12 protein-coding genes are annotated in these 11806 nt (G+C 69.7%); 4 read left to right on the plus strand and 8 right to left on the minus strand.

What is annotated here, in order from left to right; translation table 11 throughout:
• Positions 1-21 precede the first annotated feature (21 nt).
• The 3 genes from kdpC to GZ64_RS0103355 are packed head-to-tail and all read left to right on the plus strand — an operon-like array spanning position 22 to position 3847.
• Positions 22-624 (plus strand): potassium-transporting ATPase subunit KdpC, encoded by a 603-nt coding sequence (gene kdpC, locus GZ64_RS0103345; protein WP_029260071.1) that lies wholly within the window; start codon positions 22-24, stop codon positions 622-624.
• Complete coding sequence (locus GZ64_RS0103350) at positions 621-3179, plus strand: ATP-binding protein (protein ID WP_029265113.1); 2559 nt, start codon at positions 621-623, stop codon at positions 3177-3179. The genes kdpC and GZ64_RS0103350 overlap by 4 nt, the downstream gene beginning before the upstream one ends.
• Positions 3176-3847, plus strand: coding sequence for a response regulator (locus tag GZ64_RS0103355; RefSeq protein ID WP_029260073.1), 672 nt, complete (start codon positions 3176-3178; stop codon positions 3845-3847). The genes GZ64_RS0103350 and GZ64_RS0103355 overlap by 4 nt, the downstream gene beginning before the upstream one ends.
• On the opposite strand, the gene GZ64_RS0103360 is transcribed toward GZ64_RS0103355, so the two are convergent.
• Together GZ64_RS0103360 and GZ64_RS0103365 are read right to left on the minus strand one after the other, a co-directional pair.
• Complete coding sequence (locus GZ64_RS0103360) at positions 3829-4641, minus strand: tryptophan-rich sensory protein (protein ID WP_029260074.1); 813 nt, start codon at positions 4639-4641, stop codon at positions 3829-3831. The two genes, GZ64_RS0103355 and GZ64_RS0103360, sit on opposite strands and share 19 nt — an antisense overlap.
• A gap of 112 nt (positions 4642-4753) precedes the next feature.
• The gene (locus GZ64_RS0103365) at positions 4754-5320 is read right to left on the minus strand and encodes a TetR/AcrR family transcriptional regulator (RefSeq protein WP_029260075.1); all 567 of its coding nucleotides are present in this window, start codon (positions 5318-5320) and stop codon (positions 4754-4756) included.
• Between the two features lie 96 nt (positions 5321-5416).
• Here GZ64_RS0103365 and GZ64_RS0103370 point away from each other — a divergent pair, with 96 nt between their 5' ends.
• Positions 5417-6259, plus strand: coding sequence for an alpha/beta fold hydrolase (locus GZ64_RS0103370; protein WP_029260076.1), 843 nt, complete (start codon positions 5417-5419; stop codon positions 6257-6259).
• Positions 6260-6395: 136 nt separating this feature from the next.
• Here GZ64_RS0103370 and GZ64_RS0103375 read toward each other — a convergent pair whose 3' ends face one another.
• The 6 genes from GZ64_RS0103375 to GZ64_RS0103400 all read right to left on the minus strand — a co-directional run bounded on the left by GZ64_RS0103375 (position 6396) and on the right by GZ64_RS0103400 (position 11793).
• Positions 6396-7358: a siderophore-interacting protein gene (locus GZ64_RS0103375; protein ID WP_021198338.1), complete on the minus strand. Its 963-nt coding sequence runs from the start codon at positions 7356-7358 to the stop codon at positions 6396-6398.
• Positions 7348-8148, minus strand: coding sequence for an ABC transporter ATP-binding protein (locus tag GZ64_RS0103380; protein ID WP_029260078.1), 801 nt, complete (start codon positions 8146-8148; stop codon positions 7348-7350). Before GZ64_RS0103380 ends, GZ64_RS0103375 begins: the two co-directional genes overlap by 11 nt.
• Complete coding sequence (locus tag GZ64_RS0103385; RefSeq protein ID WP_029265114.1) at positions 8145-9227, minus strand: FecCD family ABC transporter permease; 1083 nt, start codon at positions 9225-9227, stop codon at positions 8145-8147. The genes GZ64_RS0103380 and GZ64_RS0103385 overlap by 4 nt, the downstream gene beginning before the upstream one ends.
• A complete protein-coding gene (locus GZ64_RS0103390) occupies positions 9224-10273 on the minus strand; it encodes a FecCD family ABC transporter permease (RefSeq protein ID WP_029265115.1) in 1050 nt (349 codons plus the stop codon). The genes GZ64_RS0103385 and GZ64_RS0103390 overlap by 4 nt, the downstream gene beginning before the upstream one ends.
• 33 nt (positions 10274-10306) lie before the next feature.
• A complete protein-coding gene (locus tag GZ64_RS0103395) occupies positions 10307-11332 on the minus strand; it encodes an iron-siderophore ABC transporter substrate-binding protein (protein WP_029260081.1) in 1026 nt (341 codons plus the stop codon).
• A gap of 257 nt (positions 11333-11589) precedes the next feature.
• A complete protein-coding gene (locus GZ64_RS0103400; protein WP_017831237.1) occupies positions 11590-11793 on the minus strand; it encodes a cold-shock protein in 204 nt (67 codons plus the stop codon).
• Between the last annotated feature and the right edge of the window lie 13 nt (positions 11794-11806).

Here is an 11806-nt window from a genome sequence, read left to right on the forward strand (position 1 = left end):
GCTCGGAAAAGGAATCCAGACATGTCCTCCACACGCACCGCGGTCCGCACCACCGGTGTCGCCGTCCGCGCGATGCTCGTCCTCACCCTCGTGCTCGGCGTCGCCTACACACTCCTGGTCACCGGCATCGGGCAGCTCCTGCTCCCGTGGCAGGCCAATGGCTCCCCCCTTCCCGACGACAGGGGCAGCTCGCTGATCGGCCAGTCCTTCACCGATGACGACGGCGAGGCGCTCCCGGAGTACTTCCAGTCGCGGCCCTCCGCCGCGGGCGACGGCTACGACGGCGCGGGCTCCAGCGGCAGCAACCTCGGCCCGGAGAACACCGACCTGGTCGCAGCGATCGCGGAGCGCAAGGCCGCGATCGCGGAGCGCGAGGGCGTCGACCCGTCGCAGGTGCCGGCCGACGCGGTCACCGCCTCGGGTTCCGGGCTCGACCCGCACATCAGCGTGGCGTACGCACTGCTGCAGGTGCCGCGCGTCGCCGAGGCCCGCGGACTCTCCGCACAGGAGGTGCGCGACCTCGTGGAGTCTAGGATTCAAGGGCGGGATCTGGGATTCCTCGGCGCGGAACGCATCAACGTCGCCGAGCTCAATCTCGCGCTCGATGAACGGGAGGGCGAATGACCGCAGCGCCGCTTCGTCGATCTCACGGCCACTCCCGCCGGGGGCGGCTCCGGGTACTCCTCGGAGCCGCCCCCGGCGTCGGCAAGACCTACGAGATGCTCGCCGAGGGACGACGCATGCTCGACGAGGGCCATGACGTCGTGATCGCGATCGTCGAGACGCACGACCGCGCCGCGACGCAGGCGCAGACCGCCGGAATCCCCGAGGTGCCCCGCCGGGTCGACCTCCACCGCGGGATCGCCCTGACCGAACTCGACGTCGACGCCGTGCTCGAGCGGGCACCCGAGATCGCCCTCGTGGACGAGCTGGCGCACACCAACGTCCCCGGCTCGCGCAACGCCAAGCGCTGGCAGGACGTGGACGAGCTGCTGGATGCGGGCATCGACGTGGTGACCACCGTCAACGTGCAGCACATCGAGTCTTTGAACGCCGTGGTCGAGAAGATCACCGGCATCGCGCAGCAGGAGACGATCCCGGACGCCGTGGTCCGCGCCGCCGACGAGATCGAGGTCGTCGACCTCGCCCCGCAGACGCTCCGTGATCGACTCTCGGCCGGACTCGTCTACCCGGCCGAGCGGATCGACGCCGCCCTGTCGAACTACTTCCGCCTCGGCAACCTCACCGCACTGCGCGAGCTGGCCCTGCTCTGGCTCGCCGACGAGGTCGACAGCGCGCTGCGCAGTTACCGGGCGGAACAGGGCATCGAGGGCAACTGGCAGGCCAGGGAGCGCGTGGTCGTCGCCCTGACCGGCGGCCCCGAGGGCGAGACCCTGCTGCGCCGCGGCGCCAGGATCGCGGCCCGCTCCGCCGGCGGCGAACTACTGGCGGTGCACATCACCGCGCAGGACGGCCTGCGCGACGAGACACCGGGAGCCCTCGCCGCGCAACGCACGCTCGTGGAGTCGCTCGGCGGCACCTACCACCAGGTCGTGGGCGACGACATCCCCGCCACCCTGGTCGAGTTCGCGCAGGGCGCCGACGCCACCCAGCTCGTGATCGGCGTCAGCCGGCGCAGTCGCCTCACCGCTGCGCTGACCGGTCCCGGCATCGGCTCTGAGGTCATCCGCCGCTCCGGCGACATCGACGTGCACATCGTCACGCACGCCGCAGCGGGTGGGCGGATGGTGCTGCCGCGCATCACCGGCGGAGCCCTGGGCTGGCGTCGACAGCTGCTCGGTTTCGGCGTCGCGCTCGTCTTCGGACCGATCCTGTCGTGGATCATGTTCACGTTCCGCAGCCCCGAGTCGATCACCGCCGAGGTGCTCGCGTACCAACTGCTCGTGGTCGTGGTCGCCCTCATCGGCGGCATCCGCCCTGCGGTGTTCGCGGCGGTGCTCTCGGGCGTCACGCTCGACTTCCTCTTCGTCGCTCCGCTGTTCACGATCACGATCGCGCATCCGCTGCACGTGCTCGCGCTCGCCCTCTACGTGCTCATCGCGATCCTGGTCAGCATCATCGTGGACCAGGCTGCGCGACGGGCCCGCACCGCGCAGCGCGCCGCCGCCGAGGCCGAGCTGCTCGCCGCAGTCGCCGGCAACGTGCTCCGCGGCGACAACGCCGTGCTGGCTCTGGTCAGCCGCACCCGAGAGGCGTTCGGGCTGAGCGGCGTGCGCCTGATCGCCCCCGACGGCGAGGTGCTCGCGAGCGACGGCGAACCCGTGGCCGACGGACGTGCCACGACCATCCCCGTCGGCGTCGTCCCCGGGGGCGGGCCCCGTGCGGTGCTGGAGCTGAACGGCGAGCCGCTCGCCGGACCCGAACGCCGCCTGCTGGATGCGATCGTCGCCCAGCTCTCGGCCGCGATCGAGCACACCGATCTGCGTGCCACCGCGAGCGAGGCGGAAGCACTCGCCGAGACCGATCAGGTGCGCAGCGCCCTGCTGTCGGCCGTCAGCCACGACCTGCGCCGCCCCCTCGCCTCGGCGGTCGCCGCCATCGGCGGTCTGCGCGGTGCGCACGGACTGTCGGCCTCCGATCGCGAAGAACTGCTCGCCACCGCCGACGAGAGTCTCGCGACGCTGTCGACGCTGGTCACCGACCTGCTCGACGTGAGCCGCGTGCAGGCCGGCGTGCTCGCCGTGTCGTCGTCGCGGATGGATGCGGCCGGCTGCGTGCTCGCCGCCGTCGATGAGCTGGGGCTCGGGCCGTCCGACGTCGAGCTCGCCCTCGACCCCGACCTGCCGCCGCTGCACGCCGACCCCGTGCTGCTGCTGCGCGTGCTGGTCAACGTGATCGCCAACGCCCATCGGCACTCCCCCGAAGACGCACGGGTCATCGTCTCCACGAGCGCCCTCGGCGGCCGCGCCGAGATCCGCATCATCGACCGGGGCGACGGCGTCTCCCCCGAGCGGCGCGACCGCATCTTCCAGCCGTTCCAGCGCTTCGGCGACACCGACAACACGACAGGGCTGGGACTCGGACTCGCCCTGTCGCGCGGGTTCACCGAGGGCATGGGCGGTACCCTGACACCCGAGGACACGCCTGGCGGAGGCCTCACCATGGTCATCTCCCTGCCGCTGGCCGCAGGACTTGCCGACACGGAGGGCACGGAGTGAAGCTGCTCATCGCCGACGACGATCCGCAGATGGTCCGCGCGCTGAGGATCACCCTCGCCGCGCACGGATACGAGGTGGTCGTGGCTCCCGACGGGGCCGCCGCCATCGCTGCGGCCGCCCAGACCCACCCCGACCTCATCATGCTCGACCTGGGGATGCCCCGACTCGACGGCATCGAGGTGATCCAGGCGCTGCGCGGATGGACCAACGTGCCGATCATCGTGGTCTCCGGTCGCACGGGTTCGGCCGACAAGGTCGAAGCGCTCGACGCCGGCGCCGACGACTTCGTGACCAAGCCCTTCCAGGTCGACGAGCTGCTGGCGCGGCTGCGTGCGCTCTCGCGTCGCTCCATCCCGGCCAGCGGCGAGTCGACCGTGGCCTTCGGCGATGTGGTGGTCGACCTCTCGACGAAGACCGTGACACGGGGCGGAGCGCGCGTGCACCTGACCCCGACCGAGTGGCGGATGCTGGAGCACCTCTCCCGGCATCCGGGCGCCCTGGTCACGCGCCAGGATCTGCTGAAGGAGATCTGGGGCAGCGAGCAGGTCTCCGACTCCGGCTACCTGCGCCTGTACATGTCGCAGCTGCGCAAGAAACTCGAGCAGGAGCCCGGCGCTCCCGTGCACCTGCTCACCGAATCGGGGATGGGCTACCGCCTGGTGCTCTGAGCGTCGGCGTCCACGGCGCGCGACCGGCGCGACACCGCCACGATGCCGGTGATGACGAGCATCACCGCCACGGTGATCGCGGCGATCGCGGTCGGCGTGCTCTGAGGTTCTCCGGTGAGCCGTCCGACGGCGAGCCATGCCAGACCCCATGCCGTCGCGAGGGCGGGGGCGATGCGTCCGGTGATCCAGGCGGCGGCGGCTCCGATCACGAGGACGACGACCAGCACGCCGATCGCCCAGGCATCGGCGGCCTGCGCCCAGCTCTGCGGTGCGATCTGCGTGAGCCAGGCGGCGGTGTTGGCGACGGTGGCGATCGTGACCCAGCCGAAGTGCAGGCCGTTCGCGCCGTCGGTGAGGATGCGATCGGCGAGGCTGCGGGCGGGGAAGCGACCGAGCAGCACGATCACTCGAGCGAGCACGGCCAGCAGCGCCGCGATCACGACGACGGTGAGCCAGAGCGTCAGGAATCGTGCGGTCACCAGCCACAGCCCGTTCAGCACCATCGACGCGGCGATCCATCCGCCCACGGCCTGCTGACGCGGGTCCTGCCGCTGGGCGGGGAACGCCTGCCACACCGTGTACGCGAACAGGCCGAGGTAGATCAGCGACCAGATCGAGAATGCGGGCCCCGCGGGCGCGAGGTACGAGCCCTGGGCGGAGAGGGCCCCGTCCTGCAGGTCATCGACGGACGCACCGCCGAATGCCCCCGCGCCGACAGCGGCCGCGATCACCATGAACGTCGCCGCCGCGATGATCAGCGACTGACGACCGATGCCCTCTGTGCGTGATTCCATGCTCCGCAGGCTACGAGACGCCCGCGCGCGACGCATCGCCCTTGACACCGGAACGGCATTTCGCTAACCAGGTTAGTCAAAACCCCCATCATGCCCGACTCACGCGGAAGGATCAGGCGCGCGTGAAGGCCGCGTCGATCAGGACTTCGGCGGCTCCCCTGGCCTGCGCGGCCACTGCCGGGTCGGCCGAGATCGCGGCCGTGCTCTGCGCCCCCTCGGCGAGGATGGACAGTTGCGCGGCGAGCGCGGGGGACGCGCCCGTCTGGGCGACGAGACCCGCCATGTACTCCTGGAACGAGGCCTTGTGCGCCCGAACGATCTCGGCAACCTCGGGATTCGTGCCGCCGAGTTCACCGAACGCGTTGATGAATGCGCAGCCGCGGAAGTCGTCGGCGCAGAACCAGTTCTCGAGATAGCCGTAGACGGCGAGGAGACGTGCGCGCGGGTCGCCGCCCGCATCCGCCACGGCACCCGACAGGCCCGACTCCCACTCGGCGTGCTTGCGTGCGAGCACGGCGACGACGATGTCGGTCTTCGACGGGAACAGCGAGTAGAGGCGGCGCAGCGAGACCCCGGCCTCCTGACGCAGCTCGTCCATGCCGACGGCCGCGTACCCCTTGCGGTAGTACAGCTCCTCGGCGGTGGAGAGGATGCGCTCGCGAGCCTCGTCTTCGGTCATGTCCAGAAGTCTACTTGACACGAGAACGAACGTTCTCTAGATTGGTCACATCCAGCGAGAACGACCGTTCTCACCGGAACCGAAAGGATCAGGATCATGGGTTACATCACCGTCGGCACCGAGAACAGCACCCCGATCGAGCTCTACTACGAAGACCAGGGATCGGGTCAGCCCGTCGTCCTGATCCACGGCTATCCGCTCGACGGTCACAGCTGGGAGCGTCAGACCCGTGAGCTCCTCGCCCAGGGCTACCGCGTCATCACCTACGACCGCCGCGGCTTCGGCGGATCGTCGAAGGTGAACACCGGGTACGACTACGACACCTTCGCCGCCGACCTGAACACCGTGCTCGAGACCCTCGACCTGCGCGACGTCGTGCTGGTCGGCTTCTCGATGGGCACCGGAGAGCTCGCACGCTACGTCGCCCGCCACGGACACGACCGTGTCGCCAAGCTCGCCTTCCTCGCCTCGCTCGAGCCCTTCCTCGTGCAGCGCGACGACAACCCCGAGGGCGTGCCGCAGGAGGTCTTCGACGGCATCGAGGCTGCCGCCAAGGGCGATCGCTTCGCGTGGTTCACCGACTTCTACAAGAACTTCTACAACCTCGACGAGAACCTGGGCTCGCGCATCAGCGAGCAGGCGGTGACCGGCAGCTGGAACGTCGCGGTCGGCAGCGCCCCCGTGGCCGCCTACGCGGTCGTGCCGGCGTGGATCGAAGACTTCCGCACCGACGTCGAGGCCGTGCGCTCCGCCGGAAAGCCCACCCTGATCCTGCACGGGACGAAGGACAACATCCTGCCGATCGATGCCACCGCCCGTCGATTCCACCAGGCAGTGCCCGACGCCGACTACGTCGAGGTCGAGGGCGCTCCGCACGGCCTGCTGTGGACCCACGCCGACGAGGTCAACGCCGCGCTGAAGGAGTTCCTCGCCAAGTAGTCCCCGTTGCCGCACGCCGCACGGCGGCTGCGGCGGGCCGAAACGGAGACGACCCGGCATCCGGGCGGCGCGTCGAGACATGACACGCCGGACGGTGCTCGGGTCGTCTCCGTTTTGGCAGGGGGGGTGAAGCGGGTCAGCCTCGCATGGCGACGCCGCGACGCCAGTAGCCCATGAACGCCACCTGCCCGCGATCGATGCCGAGGTCCTTGACCAGGTGGCGACGCAGCGTGGTGACCACGCCGCTCTCCCCCGCGATCCAGAAGTAGCGTTCGGCCGCAGCATCCCCCGTGGCGATGTCCTCGCCGAGACCGGAGTAGTCCGGCGTCTCCCACAGCAGGTCCTCACCATCGATGTCCTTCACCCGGATCTCGTCCGTGGCGTCGGCGTCGCCGAGGTGGGCGAGGACGGCGGGGATGAGCCGCAAGCCGTGCGGCTCACCGATGTCACGTGGCAGCCAGTGCACCTCGACCCCCGAAGGTGCGTCGATGCGGAGGACGTCGGCGGGCGAGGGCACTTCGATGAAGGCGACGCCGCGCAGCTCCTGCGGTGCGTCCTCGAGGATGCGGGCGATCGCCGGAGCGGCGGTCTCGTCGCCGGCGAGCACGACCGATGCCGCGGTCCCCGGCGCGAACTCGGCCCCTCCGTGGGCGTCGACATCCACCCCGCGGCGGGGGCCGACCAGGTAGAGCTCCTGCCCGACCGCGGCCTGGCTCGCCCACAGCGACGCGGGTCCGGTCAGTCCGGGTTCGAGGTGCAGCACGAAGTCGACGTCCACCTCGGTGCCGGTCTCGTCATCGACCCGCAGCTCGCGCACGGAGTAGGTGCGCATGGACCCGCGCTCCTCCTCGGGCACCGCGAGGAACGCCTGCCACCAGTTGTCGGATGCCCTGTCGAGCTCAGGCAGGACTCCGGACGCCGGTGGGAACACCAGCTTGATGCGGCTGTCGAACACCTCACCCGGCGTGCCGAACTCGCTCAGCTCGTCGCCGCCGAACGTCACCCGCACGAACGAGGGCGAGACGCGCGCGACCCCCCGTACCTCGGCGCGGGTCAGGATGTAGGTCGGACGGTCGGTCGTGGTCGTCTCAGCGGACATGGTGCCTCCCGATGGGTGTGACCATCGGCTTGCCGGAGACCGGATCGATGGTGATCTGATTGGCGAGGCCGAAGACCTCTTCGACGAGTTCGGCGGTGACGATGTCCTGCGGCGCACCGGTCGCGTGCACCCGCCCGTCCTTCATCGCCACCAGCTCGTCGGCGTAGCGGGCCGCGAGATTGAGGTCGTGCAGCACCATGACGATCGTGGTGCCGCGCGAGACGCTCAGGTCGGTGAGCAGGTCGAGGACCTCGACCTGGTGGGCGACGTCGAGGAAGGTGGTCGGCTCGTCGAGCAGCAGGATGTCGGTCTCCTGTGCGAGCGCCATGGCGATCCACACCCGCTGGCGCTGACCGCCCGAGAGCTCGTCGACGCTGCGGTCGGCCAGATCGGAGATGCCGGTGGCGTCGAGGGCATCCGCCACGACCTCGTAATCGTGGGTGCTCCATCGGGCGAGCATCTTCTGATGCGGGTGCCGTCCACGGCCGACCAGATCGGCGACCGCGATGCCCTCGGGCGCGACGGGCGACTGCGGCAGCAACCCGAGGATGCGCGCGACCTCCTTGGTGGGGCGGGCGTGCACCGATCTGCCGTCGAGCACGATCTGGCCGTCGCTCGGAGACAGCAGGCGCGCCAGCGAGCGCAGCAGCGTGGACTTGCCGCATCCGTTCGCCCCCACGATGGTGGTGATGCGACCGGGGGCGATCTGCAGGTCGAGGCCGTCGATGATGGTGCGGTCACCGTAGGCGAGCGTCACCCCCTCGGCGGACAGGCTGTGCGAGACGGTCATAGCGAACCCCCGGAGCGGTTGGTGCGGATGAGCAGGTAGATCAGATACGGCGCGCCGACCACACCGGTGATGACGCCGACGGGGTAACGGGTGCCGAAGGCGAACTGGCCGATCAGGTCGCCGCCGAGCACGAGCACGGCTCCGACGAATGCCGACGGCAGGAGCAGGTTGGCGCCGGGACCGGTGATGCGCGCGGCGATGGGGCCGGCCATGAAGGCGACGAAGGCGATGGGGCCGGTGGCCGCGGTCGCGAACGCGAGCAGCGCGACCGCACCGAGGATGAGGAGCAGGCGGGTGGCGTTGACCCGGATGCCGAGGCCGGCCGCCGAGTCGTCGCCGAGCTGAAGCGCCCCGAGCGCGCGCCCCTGCGACAGCATCAGCGGCACGATGATCAGGGCGGCGATCGCCATCGGCAGCACCCGCTCCCACGACGCGTTGTTGAGGCTTCCGGTGAGCCACTGCATCGCGGTCTGGATGTCCCAGTTCGCCGCGCGCGACAGCATGTACGAGATGACGCTCTGCAGCATGGCGGCGACGCCGATCCCGATCAGGATGAGCCGCGTGCCCGCGAAGCCGCCCTTGATCGAGAGCAGGTAGATCACGAGGGCGGTGACGACGGCGCCGCCGAGAGCGAGCAGCGACACGACCGGCCCGTTCACGGACAGCACGATGATGCCGAACACGGCCGCCGCACCGGCACCGTTGGAGATGCCGATGATGTCGGGCGAGGCGAGCGGATTGCGCAGCATCGTCTGGAAGCACACACCCGCCATTCCGAATGCGATGCCGGTGAGGACGGCGAGCACCGCCCGCGGCAGTCGCAGATCGCCGACGGTGAACGAGGCGCCCGGCACGGTCTCTCCGAGGATCACGCGGATCACCTCGTCCGGCGTGTAGAACGTGTTGCCGACCATGAGCGCCACCGCGAAGAGGGCGAAGACCAGGACGCCGAGGACGATCGTGGCCACCGCATGCCGGCGGTGGCGCGAGCGACGCCCCGCGACGATACGCGCGATCCGGGCGGATGCCGGCTCGTCGACCCGGTCGAGGGTGTGCTCGGTGTGCTCTGTCGTGCTCACAGCTCACGCACCTTCTGCCGGCGGACGATCCAGATGAAGAACGGGGCGCCGATGATGGCGGTGATGATGCCCACCTGGATCTCCTCCGACGATGGCGCGATCACGCGCCCGACGATGTCGCTCGCGGTCAGGAGGGCGGCGCCGGCGATGGCCGAGAACGGGAGCAGCCAGCGGTGATCGGTGCCCACGAGCATGCGGCATACGTGCGGGATGATCAGACCGACGAAGCCGATCGGCCCGGCGATCGCGGTCGCGGCTCCCGCGAGGATCACCGCGCCCAGCGCCGAGATCATGCGCGTGCGGAACACGTTCTCACCGAGCCCCTTGGCCATCTCGTCTCCGAGGGCGAGGGAGTTCATGCCCCGGGAGCACAGGAAGCAGATCAGGGCACCGATGGCCAGAACCGGTGCGGTGAGCGCGATGCGCGGCCACTCCGCGCCGCCGACGCCGCCGATCTGCCACGACTGGAACGTCTGCAGCAGGTCGACGCGGGGCAGCATGACGGCGCTGATGAGCGAGGCGAAGGCGGCCGAGGTGGCGGCACCCGCGAGCGCGAGCTTGAGGGGTGTCGCTCCCCCGCGTCCGAGGGATCCGACCGTGTAGACGAAGACGGCGGCGAGCCCTGCTCCGGCGATCGCGAACGCCATCTGGCCGTAGGGGTCGGCGAGACCGAAGAAGGCGATGCCGCACACCACGGCCAGCGAGGCGCCGTTCGAGACGCCGAGGATGCCGGGGTCGGCGATGGGGTTGCGCGTCACGGCCTGCATGGTCGCGCCGGAGAGGGCGAGTGCCGCACCGACGAGGAGGGCCAGGACCGTGCGGGGGATGCGCTTGACGATCGCCGCCTGCGCGATCGTGTCGGTCTGACCGGTGAGGGCTGCGGCGATGTCATCGAATGAGACGGCGCGCACGCCGAACGAGATCGACAGGATGGTGAGGACGACGAGCACCACGAGCCCGATGAGGAGCCAGAGGGTTCGCACCAGCACCGGGCGCCGCAGGTCTGCGGCCCCCGGTGCGGGCGCGATGACGGTTGCTGAGGTCACTGGGTATTCACTCCGCGGAGGCGGATCGAACGATTACGGAGCGAGCGGTGCAGCCAGGAGCGCGAGGTAGTCGTCGAGACCCCACGGAATCGACAGCGGCGACGGGTTCGCGGAGGCCGCGATGGGGGTGGCGTCGGGAAGGACCGCGATGCGGCCCTCGGCGATCGCCGGGATCTTCGACAGCAGCGGGTCGGCCTGCAGGAGCGGGATGATCGACTCGTCGCCGTAGGTGATGAACAGGTCGACGTCGTCGAACTTCTGCGCCTCTTCCGCGCTGACCGTCAGGTAGAACTGGTCGCTGTCCTTGTTCTCCTCGACGATCGAGGGGAACGGCAGACCGAGATCGTGGAGATAGCCCGGGCGGGTGTCGATCGCCGTGTAGTACCCGATCTGGCTCAGGTCGGTCGGGTCGATGTAGGAGAACAGGACCTTCTTGTCCTTCAGCACGCTGTTCGCCTCGAGCGCCTTCTGCGCGTCGGCGTCCAGCTGCTCGATCAGGGCGTCGCCCTCCTTCTCGAGGCCGAGGGCCTTGGAGTCCATCTCGATCATCTCGTCGACCGAAGTGCCCCAGGCGACCTTCGGGTAGGCGATGACCGGAGCGATCTTGGAGAGGGTGTCGTACTCCTCCTGCGTGAGGCCGGAGTAGGCGGCGAGGATCACGTCGGGCTCGGTGTCGGCGACGGCCTCGTAGTCGATGCCGTCGGTCTCGTCGAACAGCACCGGCGTCTCGGCACCCATCTCGTCGAGCTTCTCCTCGACCCAGGGGAGCACGCCGTTGTCGTCATCGTCGCCCCACGACGCCTTGCTCATGCCGACCGGAACGATGCCCAGCGCCAGCGGCACCTCGTGGTTCGCCCATGCGACGGTCGCGACGCGCTCGGGCTTCTCGGTGATCGTGGTCTCGCCGTAGACGTGCTCGACGGTGACGGGGAAGGCGTCGTCGGATGCGGGGTTGCCGCCGGCGGTCGAGGTCGACTCCGGGGCAGAGGATGCGCAGGCGGAGAGACCGATGGCGAGCGCGGCGGCCGCGCCGATGGCGAGGATTCGAGAGGTGCGCACAGGCGTTCCTTCGGGTTCGGGGTGAGGGGGCGGCGCGTCACTTGCGCCCGGGCCTTTGGTAAGCCTCGCCTAATCTAACACGGAGGTTAGGGGAACCTCACCCCGGATTCCCTGCCGCGTGCTGCCTCTCGAATCGCGCGATTCGCCGCGAATCGCCGCCGGTTGGGGCCATTCACGCGATTCGAAAGCTGCGGGTGGCATGAAAAAACCGGCCGGATCCGTGAGGATCCGACCGGCTTCAGGAAGTCAGCGCGCGCTCAGAGAGCGCGGATGTTCGCCGCCTGCATGCCCTTGGGGCCACGCTCAGCGTCGAATTCGACCTTCTGGTTCTCGCGGAGCTCCTTGAAACCGGAGCCGGCGATAGCCGAGTAGTGGGCGAAGAGGTCGTCCGAGCCGTCATCGGGAGCGATGAAGCCGAAGCCCTTTTCCGCGTTGAACCATTTCACAGTGCCAGTGGCCATGTGTTTCTACTTT

Origin of the sequence: Microbacterium sp. Cr-K32 (assembly GCF_000708345.1) — a bacterium.
Taxonomy (GTDB): Bacteria; Actinomycetota; Actinomycetes; order Actinomycetales; family Microbacteriaceae; genus Microbacterium; species Microbacterium maritypicum_A.